Annotated in this window: 12 protein-coding genes; 5 read left to right on the top strand and 7 right to left on the bottom strand. The window is 31.8% G+C overall.

Features of this window, described 5'->3' with window-relative positions:
• Positions 1–198: 198 nt before the first annotated feature.
• A complete protein-coding gene (locus QBK95_RS00125) occupies positions 199–1,506 on the top strand; it encodes a phenylacetate--CoA ligase family protein (protein ID WP_280929262.1) in 1,308 nt (435 codons plus the stop codon).
• A 44-nt stretch (positions 1,507–1,550) separates the two neighbouring features.
• On the opposite strand, the gene QBK95_RS00120 is transcribed toward QBK95_RS00125, so the two are convergent.
• Complete coding sequence (locus QBK95_RS00120; protein ID WP_280929260.1) at positions 1,551–2,222, bottom strand: DNA alkylation repair protein; 672 nt, start codon at positions 2,220–2,222, stop codon at positions 1,551–1,553.
• 197 nt (positions 2,223–2,419) lie between these two features.
• Between QBK95_RS00120 and QBK95_RS00115 the strand changes: the two genes are divergently transcribed.
• The gene (locus tag QBK95_RS00115) at positions 2,420–5,278 is read left to right on the top strand and encodes a carbohydrate-binding protein (RefSeq protein WP_280929258.1); all 2,859 of its coding nucleotides are present in this window, start codon (positions 2,420–2,422) and stop codon (positions 5,276–5,278) included.
• 209 nt (positions 5,279–5,487) lie between these two features.
• Here the strand turns inward: QBK95_RS00115 and ggt are convergent, their stop codons facing one another.
• Genes ggt through QBK95_RS00100 form a run of 3 tightly spaced genes read right to left on the bottom strand, consistent with a single transcriptional unit; the run spans position 5,488 to position 8,182 of the window.
• Complete coding sequence (ggt, locus tag QBK95_RS00110) at positions 5,488–7,197, bottom strand: gamma-glutamyltransferase (protein ID WP_280929256.1); 1,710 nt, start codon at positions 7,195–7,197, stop codon at positions 5,488–5,490.
• An 11-nt stretch (positions 7,198–7,208) separates the two neighbouring features.
• On the bottom strand, positions 7,209–7,601 hold the full coding sequence (locus tag QBK95_RS00105; protein WP_280929254.1) for a toxin-antitoxin system YwqK family antitoxin: 393 nt from the start codon (positions 7,599–7,601) through the stop codon (positions 7,209–7,211).
• The gene (locus QBK95_RS00100; protein WP_280929252.1) at positions 7,598–8,182 is read right to left on the bottom strand and encodes an acyl carrier protein phosphodiesterase; all 585 of its coding nucleotides are present in this window, start codon (positions 8,180–8,182) and stop codon (positions 7,598–7,600) included. Before QBK95_RS00100 ends, QBK95_RS00105 begins: the two co-directional genes overlap by 4 nt.
• 126 nt (positions 8,183–8,308) lie before the next feature.
• Here QBK95_RS00100 and glmM point away from each other — a divergent pair, with 126 nt between their 5' ends.
• On the top strand, positions 8,309–9,697 hold the full coding sequence (gene glmM, locus QBK95_RS00095) for a phosphoglucosamine mutase (protein ID WP_280929250.1): 1,389 nt from the start codon (positions 8,309–8,311) through the stop codon (positions 9,695–9,697).
• A gap of 50 nt (positions 9,698–9,747) precedes the next feature.
• Here glmM and QBK95_RS00090 read toward each other — a convergent pair whose 3' ends face one another.
• Together QBK95_RS00090 and QBK95_RS00085 are read right to left on the bottom strand one after the other, a co-directional pair.
• Positions 9,748–10,647: a lysophospholipid acyltransferase family protein gene (locus QBK95_RS00090; RefSeq protein WP_280929248.1), complete on the bottom strand. Its 900-nt coding sequence runs from the start codon at positions 10,645–10,647 to the stop codon at positions 9,748–9,750.
• Positions 10,648–10,723: 76 nt separating this feature from the next.
• Entirely contained in the window at positions 10,724–11,629 is a 906-nt protein-coding gene (locus QBK95_RS00085; protein WP_280929247.1) for a lysophospholipid acyltransferase family protein, read from the bottom strand.
• Positions 11,630–11,767: 138 nt separating this feature from the next.
• On the opposite strand from QBK95_RS00085, the gene QBK95_RS00080 reads away from it, so the two are divergent.
• Entirely contained in the window at positions 11,768–12,418 is a 651-nt protein-coding gene (locus QBK95_RS00080; RefSeq protein WP_280929245.1) for a rhomboid family intramembrane serine protease, read from the top strand.
• 58 nt (positions 12,419–12,476) lie between these two features.
• Here QBK95_RS00080 and QBK95_RS00075 read toward each other — a convergent pair whose 3' ends face one another.
• Entirely contained in the window at positions 12,477–13,598 is a 1,122-nt protein-coding gene (locus tag QBK95_RS00075; RefSeq protein WP_280929243.1) for a TlpA disulfide reductase family protein, read from the bottom strand.
• A 368-nt stretch (positions 13,599–13,966) separates the two neighbouring features.
• Between QBK95_RS00075 and QBK95_RS00070 the strand changes: the two genes are divergently transcribed.
• Positions 13,967–16,333: a GAF domain-containing protein gene (locus QBK95_RS00070; protein WP_280929241.1), complete on the top strand. Its 2,367-nt coding sequence runs from the start codon at positions 13,967–13,969 to the stop codon at positions 16,331–16,333.
• Positions 16,334–16,338 lie beyond the last annotated feature (5 nt).

Genomic DNA, 16,338 nt, shown 5'->3' with positions numbered 1-16,338 from the left:
TGTTATTCTATATTAAAAATGCACAGTGAAAACTGTGCATTTTTTTTGTTGTATATCTAGATATAACAAAAAAATAGTTTTAATTTTATCAGAGCTAGATATTCCGATGTATAATAATTGATTTTCACACAACTATTCTTAATATAGGTAGTCACTATCAGATTTGATATAGCTTGATTTAAGTAACGAAATATATTAATGAATCTATCACAAATTTTTCGTAGAAAAATCTTTTGGCTTTTAGATGCCCTAAAAGGGAATGATATTAGAAAGCATTATAAAGACATTAAAGAGTTGATTGAGAATCCTGAATCCAAATTATCTCAGGATACGAAAGATGTATATTTACAACAGATTTTAGCACATGCTGTTAGTACTACTTGGTTTTATCAAAAATATACTAACTATAATTCTATCCTTGATTTTCCTGTAATAAACAAAAATATGATACGCGATAATTTTGATGAGTTTGTATCATCAAAATATAACCCTGATAGCTGTGTATTGGTTTCTACAAGTGGATCTACGGGAGCTCCTTTTTCGGTATTGCAAGATATAAATAAACGATGTAGAAGTACTGGAGATAATTTATACTTTTCTAAAAGATCAGGATATGAGATAGGACAAAAATTGATGTATATAAAAATTTGGCCCGATACTATTAAGCGCACTCTTTTTTCTAAGTTTTGGTGGCAAAATGTGTACCCTCAAAGTGTTTTTAAGCTTACAGATTCTGATATAAATAATTTTATAAAGGATTTAAAAAAAGATACTTCCAAAAAGAGCCTTTTAGGATATGCGTCATCGTTTGCGACTATTTGTAAATACCTTGATGCAGTTAATGCTCCTCCAGTTTCTTGTAATATGCAATCCGTTATAGCAATGTCTGAAGGACTTAATCCCTATATAAGAAGTAGGATGGAAAAATATTTTGGAGTGGCACCAGTATCTAGATACTCTAACAATGAGAATGGAATTTTAGCGCAAGAAGATCGTAATGTAGCTTCTAAATTTACAATTAATTCTGCAAGCTATTATATAGAGATATTGGATCTGGATAAAGATATTTCGATTGGTTCCAGAAAACGAGGAAGAATCGTAGTTACGGATTTACATAACTATGCTATGCCTTTAATTCGATATGATACAGGTGATGTAGGAATGATAGAGTATAATGAGGGAGGTGTAGCATATCTTTCATCTATTGAAGGTAGAAAACTTGATTTAATCTATAATACAAAAGGAGAAATTATACCCTCTCATGTTTCCTATAAGTTATGTAAGTATGGTGAATATAAACAGTTTCAATTGATACAATATGGTAAGAAAGATTATTTGATTAAACTGAATACAGATAAAAAAGTAGATGAAGCTAAAATGCTGAAAGAATACAAAACGTACTTTGGGCAAGACGCTAATATTCAAATTGCGTATGTAGATGAAATTCCTTTGTTGTCCTCTGGAAAGAGGAGAGAGGTTGTTAATTCATATCATGTTAAATTATAAGTATACCAATCTATAGACTCATTTTTTTGAGAAACAGAACAATCTTATTGTAGCCTTTTTAAAGCTTCTTTTCGACTTAAAGGTTTTAAATCTGTTTGGGATACAAAAGTTTTAACAGCATCGGGATTTACTTTGGAATACTCTCTTAATGCCCATCCAATAGCTTTTTGGATAAAAAACTCTGAAGAAGATTTATGTGTTAAACATATATCGAATAACTGCTTAGCATCTGTTTTGTTTTTATACCCTAATTGAAAAAGAATAGCACTTCTATTTAACCACATATTTTCTGAAGCAGAAAGCGCAGTGATTACTTTTTCATTTTCAGAAGGGAATTGTAATAAATAATTGCCTAGGATATGTTTTGCAATAAAATCAACAGAGTCCCACCAGGAATTTGTGATGATTAAGTTTTTAATAAAATCAATATCTTGAATTCTATATTTTTTCTTTAGAAATTTATCCGTTAATTCAATAGCACAATAATGTAACTCTCGTTTGGGTTCGTTATATAAAGTATTAGCAATTGGAATGATATTGTTATCAGATAAATCGTTCTTAAATACTGATATAGTTTCTTTTAACAACTGTTTTCTAACAGGAGCTTTTATTCCATATAAGGGAAAAAGATTTTTCAAATATGCTTCCATAGCCGCAGCATTTTCTGCATTAGCATTGTTTTCAAATTTTGAAATTAATTTGTCTGTGAATTCCATGTATACATGTGTTTGAAACCTTTTAAAACATCTCCAGTACGTAAAATACCAAATCTATATCGAATAATAAATGGTTGGTTGCAAATTCTCAAAATGTTTATAAAGGTTTAGAGGTGTTCTGTATTTTCGAATAAATTGGTCAACCAATTTATATTTGTATGTTTTTATCTAATCAAAAATTAAAACAAATGCATAAAATGGAATATAATTCATTAATAGTCAAAAAGATCATTCCAGTCTTCTTATTGCTTAGTGCTTGCGTATTTGGACAAACAACGGTTAATTCTTTAAGTGCATTAAAACCATATTTAAATGATAATAATGTACATGTTAAGTTGGCTCCAGGTACCTATACGATCACTTCGGCAGATATTACGGCTGGTAAATTTGGTAATCCATTATTCCTATTTGAAGGTTCTAATAGTATCTATGATTTTACGGGAGTTACTATTAAGTTTAAAACTGAAATATTCCGAAGTTTTGGTAAAGTTGATGTCAAAGAGATACAGATATTAGGGAATAATAATATCCTTAAAAATCTAACAATGATTGATGATGGCGCTACAACTGATAACCCAAGTAAAACTGCATTAGGTATTGCTATGGATGGTTCTGGGAATAGGGTAGAAGGCTTTCATATGACAATCAAGGGTTCCTGGCCTTATGGATATGGAGATGCATTTGGGAAAGGAGGACAAAACAACGTTATTTTACATTATAAACATTCAGCCATTCTCGTTAGAGGAGAGTCTAATCATGTTAAAAATTGTACTATAATTCATAGATCATATGGTCATGCTATTTTTATGCAGGCCGCGAATAATCCTATTATTGAAGGATGTTATATTGAAGGTGAAATACGTACTACTGATGATATGCTAAAAGAAGAAGGAACGGGTACTCGCGCTGATGATGTTGATTTTATGACTACTTGGGGATATAGGCTTCCTGCTGGTTATACAATGAGTCTTCAAGAAGAAGGTATTAGAGCATACAATGGAGGAGAAACTTATATTAATGGAATACGATATGAAAGAGGAACATCCAATCCAACCGTGCTTAATTGTACAGTAAAGAATATGAGAGGCGGAGTAACATTAACTCATGCTACTGGTACAAAATATGTTGAAAATTGTACTGCTATTAATTGTGAAAGAGGATATGCTATTGGATCTGGTGACATTGTTAACTGTAAAGCAGATGCTAATATTGGTCCTGTATTAGGGGTTGATTATAGTAATGATAGAAATATTACTGCAGATATTACAGTTTTGCCCAGTACTAGTAATAATAATGGGGGAAAATTATTGGCATATATAGGAGGTAATACTCACAATATAACATTAAGAAACACTGAATCAAACCCAGATCAAAACTTGAAAATTATGGTATCTGGAGATCTTAATACGATACGACATCTTAACGGTGCAAATTCAGGGCAGGATAATTTAATCTCATCTGGAGTCGAAATTAACAATTTAACTAATTTTCCGATAGAATTAGATAATGATAGCCGGAATTGTATTGGGCAATCAGGAGGTAGTATTAAAGATAGAGGGAATAATAATAAAATAAACAAAATAGAAATCAATGATGACGGTGATTGTATAGGTCACCCATCTGTAAATACTCCAGATAGATTAGAATCAGGTATTAATTATCGTTATTATGAAGGTACTTGGAACTCTTTACCCAATTTTGAAGAGCTTATTGAAACTGCAGCAGGTATTACATCAGTAATTGATATCAGTAAAACCTTAAGTAACGATTATTTCGGATTTGTATTTAGTGGATATATAGATGTAAAAGAAGATGGATTATATACTTTTTATACTACATCAGATGATGGATCTAGTTTATATATAGATAATGAAATGATTGTTAATAATGATGGTTTGCATGGTGTCAAAGAAGCATCGGGTACTGTTTGTTTGGAATCAGGATATCACAAAATTAAAGTGGAATACTTTGAGAAAACAGGAGGGAATTTATTGTCGGTAGCATATGAGGGACCAAATTTTTCTAAAACTACTATCTCCAATTTATTTGGGATTGCAGAAGATACTACCACTTGTTCTTTGCCATGGGTAGATGATAATTTTACAATTACCAAAAACACGGTAAACTATAGTTCAGGAGCTATTGATATTTCTTGTGAATCTTCTGTGAGTATTTCATTGGATATCAAAGGTGAAGGTCCTATGGAAACCTCGGATTATCTTAATATTTATTATAGAATCGATGGCGGTGCTCGACAAGTGATTTCAGAAAATAGAGATTCATTTTCTTTAAAAAATGTATCAGTTTCTGAATTAAATGGTAATGTGATAGAACTAATTATCGATGGGTATACTAGTTATGCAGATGAGACTTATAGTATTTCTAATATGCTAATAGAACCTGTAAATTCGACATCTTTTTCTAGAATCGAAGCAGAAGATTATGGAGCAATGTCGGGGATACAAAGCGAGGTATGTATTGAAGGTACAGATAATATAGGTTGGATTCATAATGGAGATTGGTCTCGTTATGATAATATCGATTTAACAGGAGCGAGAAGTATTGATATTAGAGTTGCGAGTGCTTTTAATGGTGGAACAATAGAATTACGCTCAACTAGTATAACGGGAACTTTATTAGCCACTTTACCGATTCAGAATACTGGAGGAAATCAAGTATGGACAACGTATAGTGCTAATATCAATAGTATAAATGGTATACAAGATGTGTATCTAATTTACAAAGGTGGAAGTGGATATTTGTTTAATATCAATTGGTTGGAGTTCTCGGGCAATACAAAAAAACCAATCGATATAACTAAAGGAGACATAGAATCCGTTAGATTTTATCCAAACCCAGCATCAGATGTAATATACTTAGAAAATGCTATAGGAACCATAATTGAAATCTACGATAGTATAGGTAAGAAAATGTTAACAGCAACTATTCAAAATACAAAAGAATTTATAGAGATAAGTAACCTGGTAAAGGGAGTATACTTTATAAAAATTAATAAGCAAGGAAGTCTTACGTATCAACAAATTATCAAAAGATAAAGTAATTTAAAAATGGGTTTGATAGAATAAGGTCCGACCCATTTATCAAATAGTGAAAGCTTATTTTTTGTATTGAATTAGCTTTACAAAATAGCACCTTTATTTCCAGTTATAGATATTGATGATTTGTATATGTGTAACGGTATTACTATTATATTTTTAACTGTAATAGATATAAGTGTTTGATTTTTTTAACAACTTAGATATGATTAAAAACCAATAGCCTTGTCGTCTCCTCGTTTATCAGCTCCTCCTTCTAAACTTCCATCAGAAAGTACCAAAATACCATCTACTTTACTTGTGATTTTGGTTTCGGATTCATTGATGGTATATCCTTTCGTTTGTAAACTATCCAGTAGGTTAGGATCAAATAGATTAGGTTCAAAGAAAACTTCATCTGGCAACCATTGATGGTGAAAGCGAGGGGCATTAACGGCATCTTGCATAGTCATACCAAATTCTTCAACATTCAGGATGGTCTGAAGTACAGAAGTGATTATAGAAGATCCTCCAGGAGTTCCCACAGACATCCATAGCTTGTCATCTTTTTCTACAAGAGTTGGAGTCATAGAGCTCAGCATCCTTTTCTCGGGAACAATAGAGTTGGTTTCTGTACCAAGTAATCCATACATATTAGGAGTTCCAGGTTTAGCACTAAAATCATCCATTTCATTGTTTAAAAAGAAGCCTATTTCTGGAACATAGAGTTTAGATCCGTATGCTCCATTTAAAGTAGTCGTAACAGATATAGCATTTCCGAACTGATCAATAATGGAGTAGTGTGTAGTTTCGCTGCTTTCATATCCAGGAATACTTCCATAACTTAGGTTTGAAGATAATGTAGCTTTTTCAGGATCAAAATCTTTCATCCTTTCCGATAAATATGAATTACTTATTAAAGTGTCCACTGGGATTTCAACAAAATCAGGATCACCCAGATAAAAACTTCTATCTGCATAGGCTCTTCGTTCTGCTTCGGTGATTATTTGAATCGATTTTAATGAATTATGTCCGTAAGAACTTAAATCATAAGGTTCGATCATTTTCATAATCTGAGCTAGACAAATACCACCGCTAGATGGAGGTGACATTGATGTTATAGTAAGGTTTTTATAGGTAAACTGAACAGGTTTGCGCCATTTAGCCTGATATTTGGCTAAATCTTCCATTGTTATAATACCTCCTTTAGATTGAATGTACTCAACCATTTTCTGCCCTGTTTCTCCTTTGTAAAACTCATCTTTACCATTTTCGATAATTCTCTCGATGGTCGCTGCAAGGGGTAAATTTTTTACCGTATCCATTGCTTTATATGTTTTAGCATATAGAATAGTATCTGTATTAGTTTCAATAAATATGTCCTTGTATTTCTCAAAACGTTTTTGCTGTTTCAGTGTAACTTCATATCCTTTGGTTGCAAGTGCTACCACAGGAGTAAGTAGTTCTTTTATTGATAATGTTCCAAATTTCTTATGTACTTCGAATATACCTGCAATTGTACCAGGAACACCAACAGCCATTGCTCCTAATTGACTTTTTTCTGGTATAGGATTTCCTTTTTCATCCAAATACATATCTCTAAAAGAAGCCAAAGGCGCTTTTTCTCGATAATCAATGGCTCCAGTTTCTCCGTTGGCTTTTCTGAAAACCATAAAGCCACCACCACCTAAATTGCCAGCATAAGGATAAGAAACCGCCAAAGCCATTTCGGTTGCAACCATAGCATCAAAAGCATTTCCTCCTTTTTCTAGAATGTCCTTACCAATTTTAGAAGCTTCTTTTCTGGCAGAAACTACCATTGCATTTTGTGCTATTACACCTCGAACAGGTTGGTATTTAACTTGGTTATGAGCAGAGAGTTCAGGCTTTTTTTTACAAGAAAAAATTAAAAGAACTAATAATAAATATAGTACGCGCATATAAAATGTTGTTAGTAATGGTTTTCTTTGATAAGGGCATTCTGTTTATCATAAAATTTCCAATATCCAGATGGCTCACAATTTTCAATATGCCCCTCGGATTTTACATTTCCATTTTTGTGATATTCTTTCCAAAAACCTTGTTTCTTACCTTTTTCATAATGACCTTCAGCTTTTGTATTGCCGTTTCGATAGAAGTATTTCCAGAATCCTTGTTGCAATCCATTTTGATAATGACCAATGCTTTTTAAATTTATGGAGTTGGCAAAATAATTTTTGGTGTAACCGTTTTTCGAAGTTTGTTGGATTTTTTCTTTGCAGATATTAGTTGTATCGTAATTGCTAACTTGTTTTTTGCAAGAAAGAATACCTATTATTACTATCAAAAGATAAAACGATCTCATAACGTTCTCATTTCGTTTTTTGTGAATAACTCCAATTCTTCGAAAAAAGAACGAAACTCCCTCTCGAAATCCGAATAATATTGTTCCAATTCAATTACTGCAAAATTCATCTTGGACCTGTTTTTGGTTCTGTGATTCATTTGATATAGTATCCTGCCGATACCTGGTATTGTTGCATAGCTTAGTAACCAATTATCCCGTAACATATAGGGTAGAAAATTCTGAACACGTGTAGGAAGTATTTCATAATATTCCTGAAGTAATTGATAGAAGTCTGAAACATATACCTCTAATGGGGTATTGGAAAATTCGTCCCAATAAGCAGCTAGAAAGTGATCATAAAGAATATCTACAATTACACTACTATAATGACCGTATTTAGGAAATAACCTTAGTATACTCTCCCTAACAATAGGATGACTATCTGTATACGAATCAATTTTTCGATGTAGTGTAATACCTTGTTGGATTCGATCTGGAAATTGTGTAAACTTTTTTCCTTTAACAGAATCAGCGATAAAATTGCCTATTTTAAGTTCTTGATCATCTCCTGAAAGGTAAATATGAGCTAAAAAATTCATTAGGTGAATTTACAATTTTTTAGAAAGTTGTTATTGTTTTTTTTGCAAACTTTAATCGTAAAGTTGTGGTAATCGGTTGTAGCATGTACATTTGCCAAAACAGAAAAAAAATAATCGATCAATAATATGACATTAATCAAATCAATTTCGGGAATTCGAGGAACTATTGGAGGAAAAGTAGGAGATAATTTAACGCCGATTGATGCAGTAAAATTTGCATCTGCCTATGGTAGTTGGTTAAAAGCCGAATCCAATAAAGAACATCCAACAGTAGTAGTAGGTAGAGATGCTCGTATTTCTGGAGCAATGATCCAGCAATTGGTAATGAATGGATTAGTAGGATTGGGAATCCATGTTATAGATTTAGGATTATCTACTACGCCAACGGTTGAGGTAGCGGTTCCTATGGAAAAAGCAGATGGAGGAATTATATTAACTGCTAGTCATAACCCTAAACAATGGAATGCACTAAAATTATTAGATAATAGAGGTGAGTTTTTGAATGCAGAAAATGGTAAGAAGATTTTAGATATAGCAGAGAATGATAATTATACTTTTGCAGAAGTAGATGATCTAGGTTCAATTACTACAAATGACACATATATCGATAAGCATATAGAAGAGGTGCTTCAACTTCCATTAGTTGATGCAGAAGTGGTCAAGAAATCTGGTTTTAAAGTTGTTGTGGATGCTGTGAATTCTACTGGAGGGATTGCAATTCCTAAATTACTTAAAAAAATGGGAGTAGAAGTGGTAGAACTTTATTGCGAACCTAATGGACATTTTCCGCATAATCCAGAACCACTTAAAGAACATTTAACAGATTTATCAGAGCTGGTAGTAAAAGAAAAAGCAGATTTTGGGCTTACTGTTGATCCTGATGTAGATCGTTTAGCCTTTATGAGTGAAGATGGAGAGATGTTTGGAGAAGAATATACGCTGGTTGCCTGTGCTGATTATGTACTTGGTAAAACACCAGGTAATACAGTTTCTAACTTGTCGTCAAGTAGAGCATTAAGAGATGTAACCGAAAAACATCAAGGTAGTTATGAAGCAAGTGCGGTAGGTGAAGTAAATGTAGTTTCAAAAATGAAAGCTAATAATGCGGTTATTGGTGGCGAAGGAAATGGAGGGATTATTTATCCTGAGTTGCACTATGGAAGAGATTCTCTAGTTGGTGTAGCGTTGTTTTTGACACATTTGGCAGAAAAAAATTGCAGCGTTAGCGAATTGAGAAATAGTTATCCATCTTATTTTATGAGTAAAAACAAGGTGCAATTAACACCAGAATTGGATGTGGATAATATATTAAAAGGATTCCATAATACACACATTAAAGAAGAGGTAAGTACTGTAGATGGTGTAAAAGTTGATTTCAGCGATTGTTGGGTACACCTTAGAAAAAGTAATACAGAACCTATTATTCGTATATATACTGAAGCGCTAAGTCAAGAAAAAGCAGATCAATTGGCAAACGATACTATCGCTACTCTTAAGGAAATAGCTGGTATTTAATACTAAAAAATACTCCTGTCAAATATTTTTCTTTGACAGGAGTATTGATATCAATCGATAGTTGCTTCTTTCGGAATTTCTGCATTACGATGTTTCCATCGTTTATGCGTCCATAAATAATATTCCGGAGCCTTTCTGATTTGTTCTTCTAACATCCGTAAATAAGTTTTTACAATATAGAAATCTTCACAGTTTTTAGCATTTTCGGTTATGGGAACGAATTTAGCCTCATAATATCCTCGTTTAACTTTTTCAACGTGTAAATACACTACAGACATATCTAATCTTTTCGCCAATACAGCGCCACCGATATGTGTAGGAACTTTTATATCCATAAAATCTGTCCAGTATGTCGTTTTAGCAAGACTTGGAGATTGATCAGATAAAAAGGCATAAGAACAAAGTGTACCGTTTACTTTATCCCTTGTAATCTCTTTCATAGCATTATAACTGGAGATTAATCTAGCATCATAACGCTGTCTAATACGATGTACCAATTGATCAAAATATTTGTTTTTAATTTTCTTGTACACACCAACAGTTGGATAATCTACTAGTAATTGTGTAACAGTAGCCCATTCATAACTTGCATAATGAGCCATTAATACTACAATACTTTTATTTTTAGCCTCTAAATCTTTTAAAGTGTGAATATCAACGATTTTAAAGCGTTTTAAAAGATCTCGATCACTAATAGAAATGGATTTGATCATTTCCAAAAACATATCACACATATGTTTATAAAAAGCTTTGCGAATTTTTTGAATTTCTGAAAGTGGTTTTTCTGGGAATACGAGGACGAGATTTTCTGTAACTGTTTTTCTTCTATACCTAGTAATATGATATACTAAAATGTATACACAAGTAGAAAACAAATAAAACAAACGCCAGGGTAATTTTGATATAATCCACAACAATGGATACACCAGGCGATATACCAATAATTGCATTTTGTTAATTTAAGCCTACAAATATAAAGTTATTTGCTGACTCGAAATCTTAGAATAATCTTAAAAAACAAAGTGTTTATTTTATGATTGCTCCCTTTGGAGGTTCTGCATCACGATGCTTCCATCGTTTATGTGTCCATAAATAATTCTCTGGCTTATTTCTAATTTGTTCTTCTAGTAACTGAGTGAATTTTGTAGTGATATAATACTCATCTTCTTTTTTAGGCTCTTCGGATATTGGAACTAGCGTGGCTTCATAATATCCGCGTTTTACTTTTTCTACATGAAGATAAAAAATACTAAGACCTAATCGTTTAGACAACACTTCTCCTCCAACAAATGCTGGAACTTTTATACCCATAAAATCTGTCCAAAAGGTAGCGTTATTAAGCTTAGGTGATTGATCAGAAATTAAACCGTAAAGACTTAATTCATGATTCTCCTTTCTTTGATCCATCGTCATTTCCCTAAAGACCTTAGCGCTTGGTATCAACCTAGAATTAAATCTACCTCTAATGCGATGCACCAATCTGTCAAAATATTTGTTTTTTATAGGTTTATAAATGCCTACACATCTAAACTTACTTATCAAGTCTATAGAGTTTGTCCATTCATAGCTATTATAGTGCCCCATCATTACAATGATGCTTTTGTTTTTGTTTTCTAAAGTAACCAAGTCCTCCATGTTTGTTATATGAAAACGTTTGATTATTTCTTTTTCACTAATAGATAGTGAACGTATCATTTCCAGAAACATATCGCACATATGTTTATAAGAAGCTTTTTGGATTCGTTGTATTTCTTTTTGTTCCTTGTTAGGAAAAGCTAATATCAAGTTTTCGGTAACTGTTTTTCTTCTATATCGAATGATATGATAAATAAGAATATAAATACCAGTCGAAAGCATATAAAATAAACGCCACGGTAATTTAGAGATGATCCATAGTATTGGATATACAAGGCAATAGATCGCTAGTTGCATTAATTTTGTTTTAAGCGGCTAAAGATAGTTTATTAAAACTAAGTAATAGGTAGAAATATTAATTGAACATATCTCAACTAAAAATAGCTATTCTTTAGGTTAAAATATATACTATATTTGAACGACAAAAAATTGTATATGCTACATCTTGATATTGTTGTAATTATTATCATACTTGCCAATGTCCTTGTTTCGTTAAAAGGGCTTAAAGATTTTTCTTTTTTTGAGCGTTATAAGTTTAATATAGGAGGAATTCGTAGAGGAGAGCAATTGCGTATGTTTGCTTCTGGGTTTTTACATGTGGATGAAATGCATCTGTTTTTCAATATGTTTACCTTGTATTTTTTTGCTCCAGTCGTACTGGGTTCATTAGGTAATGTTAAGTTTCTAGTAGTATATTTTGGTAGTCTATTGGTTGGAAATTTATTTTCATTGTTTTTTCATAAAGATGAATATCATTATAGTGCTGTGGGAGCAAGTGGAGCTGTTTCGGGTATTATCTTTTCTGCAATATTGTTTCAGCCGGATATGAAATTGTATTTGATGCTGATTCCCATTCCAATTCCTGCTTATATTTTTGGTATTGGGTATTTACTGTATTCTATATACGGAATGAAAAGTAGATCAGGTAATATTGGTCATGATGCCCATTTTGGTGGAGCAGTTGGAGGGTATTGTGTTACGTTGATATTAGCTCCTTATTTGTTTGAAGAAAATTTATTGATGATTGGATTACTAGCAATACCTATTATTATATTGTTCGTAATGCAAAGACTCGGCAAACTTTAGTAATAAAAAAACGACCTGATTGATAATCAGGTCGTTTTTTTATGTTATTCATTTTGATTTACAAAGATTCTTTACCCAGTAATTCTGAAATTCTGCTTTCCAATGCTGGCCCACGAAGATTTTTGGCAATAACATTTCCTTTTTCATCTAATATAAAAGTAGCTGGAATTGATCTTACACCATATGCTTTAGCAATAGGATCTTGCCAAAATTTTAGGTGCGATACATGATTCCAGTCTAGATTATCCTGAGTAATTGCTTTTGTCCAATGATCTTTATTTCTATCAAGAGAAACACCAATAATATTAAGACCTTTGTCATGATACTTATTGTATACTCTTACCACATTTGGATTTTCTGCTCTACAAGGTTTACACCAAGAAGCCCAAAAATCAATAATCGTAATTTTTCCCATCGATTCTTTTAACGAAACTAACTGACCTTCTGGGTTAGGAGCAGAAAAATCTTCAGCTTCACTTCCAATATCTATTTTTCCTACAGAAGCTTGGATTAAACGATCCAAATTTTTTCCTAAACGCGATGTTTTTAAAGTATCTTCTACAGTAGCATATATTTTTTTGATCTGTTTAGCTGGAGCAGCTTTAAGATTTAAAAGATCTGTTAATGCCATTACTGCAACCAAAGAATTAGGGTTTTTTACAGCTATTTCTTTTCGATATTCCTTCTCATTAGTTCTAACTTCTTCTAATTTTGCAGATAGTTGTAGTGCCTTATCCGCTTCTTTTAGTTTAGAAGCTATTTGATATTGATTGCTAAGCTCTTGTCTTTCTTTTCCATACGCATTCATCGTTCGTAAATACGAAAAGAATAATTGATTTTCTGAACCACCTTTTATAATAGAAGATCGCATACTATCTTTATAAATGGTCATTTTAATAGGATTGTTTTCTCCTAGATACAATACATTTCCAGGCACATCCTTAAAAGTTAAGTAGTTTAGGTCATTACTTTCTATTGGAGGTAAGGCAATTTTAAATTTTCCTTCCTTAATAGTAGTAGAATCAATAATTGTTGGTCTATTAGACTGATTAATTGCATTCACATATACAGTGACTCCATCATCAAATCCTTCGGTTTCAGCAGAAATTGAATAACCTTTTTCTTCTTTTTGACATGCTACTGATAATAAAATGATTGCAAGCAGTACTATTTTTTTCATTCCAAGTTTTTTTTGAGTTGTAAAAATATAGAATATGATTTGTAAACACCAAAAATTAACTTTTAAATATAGGTAGTTGTTAATTTATTTGGCTAAAAAGAATTTGATTATATTAAATTTTGACAAAAATGTAACAAAATCGACTATTGTAGAGTCTAATATAATACATGAAGAATAAATGATTGGGGTCTTTATGGGTGTATGGGTGTGCTGAAAGAAAGTTTTTCGACTCGTTAGTCCAAATATCCTGATGGTTTTCGTTATGCTATAAAGTATTAAACAAGAATTTAATGTAATTAATTGTTAATACTAAGGTGATGTAAAAAAGTTTTATATTTTTTTTGTTAAACTACCGTAAACAAACAGTTATGAAGGTGCTGGAGCATGATTTTCCTTTAGATATTCGAATAAGTTTTTCTTTGTTCTTTGATCAGTACAGAGAGTTTCTTAATAGTGATAATGAATTACTTCGGGAACGTGCCAAAAGTATTTTAAAGATTGCTAAAGAATATCCAGAATTAGAAGATGGCATTACTTCTGAAGAAAGAGTGAAAGAATTGTTACCACAAATCGAATATGTTCTAGAAGATTCTTTTTCTCAAATTTTACAGAAAAACGAAATAAAAATAGCCACAATTCCTTTTAATAATACAGTTTTAAAATCTACACAACGTTATAAAAATATCATAACTGCTGCTGGAACTAATTTTGAACCTCAGATTAAAAATCTTGATGATGATCACTACTTCATTATGGGATGTAGTATTATTTTGAGTCAGTACTATGGTTATAAGATTGATTTCAGAAGACCATTTTTTTATGATATACCCGATGCAGCTGGAATAATGCGCCATTATAGGATTTTGTATAATGGTGATTTTATTGAGATAATTAAGACAGATGCAGCTAAGGATATTACAGAGGAAGATGTTGCCGAGTTGTTAGATAATTTTGATAACGTGGCAATATGGAAGGAAAAATTTCCTTCTAACAGCTGGATTTTTAAAGGTATCGTGATAGCTAATATGTTTGATGTTACCACAGACGTTTCCTTGTCTGAATTTAAGACGAGTTTATTAAGGTATGATAAAACTAGAGGTAATTTTATAGAAAACTTCCAGAATATATTTAGAGCAATATTCAACCTTCCTGAGATCATGGTTGGATTTTCTAATTATAATGAGGAGGATGAAGTTTTTGAAAGAGTACCTTTTAAAAGCATTGACAGCTATATATTATTTGATCAATATTCTGATTCGTGCGAAGCAGCTTTATGCAAGGGAACATATTATTATCTGTTTAAAGAATCAAAGTATTTTGCGATTTCTGATGTTAAGAAATATCAGAAATCTACTCCAGATGAGAAAATGTATAAAAACCTGGTAAAACAAAATATAAATAGTGCAATTATAGCACCTATTGAAGATCAGGGGAAATTACTAGGAGTTCTAGAAATAGTATCTCCTAATATACATGAGTTAAATAGTATCAATGCTAATAAATTACAGGATGTAATGCCATATTTGGTAGATTCTGTTTTAAGATCTAAAGCTAAAGCTGAAGATGAGTTAGAATTAGTTATTCAGCAAGAATGTACAAGTATTCATCCTAGTGTTTATTGGAAATTCAGACAAGAAGCAAAACGTTTTATGCGTGCTAAAGTTGAAGAAAATCCAGTATCTTATAGAGAAGTTGTATTTGAAGATGTGTATCCATTGTTTGGACAAATAGATATAAAAGGATCTTCTGATGCTAGAAATAGTTCAGTCCAGAAAGACTTAGTTGTGCAACTAACGGCAATAGCCAAAGTTATAGAAAAGGTTATTGAACAAGAAAGGTTACCTATATACGAGCAAATAAAATATAGAATTGATGATTTTATAAATCTTATTAATGAGCAATTACAAGTAGATAGCGAGCAAAAGATTCTTAATTTTATCAAGAAAGATATTACGCCTTTATTTAAACATTTAAGAAGAAAAAATGTAGAACTAAAGGAATTGGTTGAAGCTTATAATCAGAAACTAGATAATAACATAAAGATGGTCTATAAGTATAGGAAAGCTTATGACGAATCTGTAATGTTAATCAACAAAAAGATGGCTTCTTTATTAGATAAAAAACAAGAAGAGGCACAGAAGATGTATCCACACTATTTCGAAAGGTTTAAAACAGATGGTGTAGAGCATAATTTGTATATAGGAGAATCTATTACCAAGAAAAACAGCTTTAACAAGATCTATTTGTATAACCTTAGATTATGGCAATTACAGGTTATGTGCGAGATGGAGAATGAATATTACCAACTTAAAAAAGACCTTCCAGTAGCATTGGATGTAGCGTCTATGGTATTGGTTTTTAACGCTTCGTTATCCGTTAGATTTAGAATGGATGAAAAGCGTTTTGATGTCGATGGTACTTATAATGCTAGATATGAGGTAGTAAAGAAACGCGTAGACAAAGCATATATTAAAGGCACAAATCAACGTATCACAGAGAAAGGTAAATTAGTAGTTGTATATTCTCAAAGGAATGATGAGATAGAATATATAAAATATATAAATTTCCTACAATCTAAAAACTACTTAGAAAAGGATATTGAAATAGTTGAGTTAGAAGATTTACAAGGAGTTACTGGTTTAAAAGCCCTTAGGGTAAATATCCTATACAGTAGAAACAAAGAAGACAAAGAGTATTATACCTACGAAGATCTTATGAAAGAAATTAGTAAGTAGTAATC

This window comes from Aquimarina mycalae (assembly GCF_029906345.1).
GTDB lineage: Bacteria > Bacteroidota > Bacteroidia > Flavobacteriales > Flavobacteriaceae > Aquimarina.
This window is presented reverse-complemented; position numbering and strand designations above follow the sequence as displayed.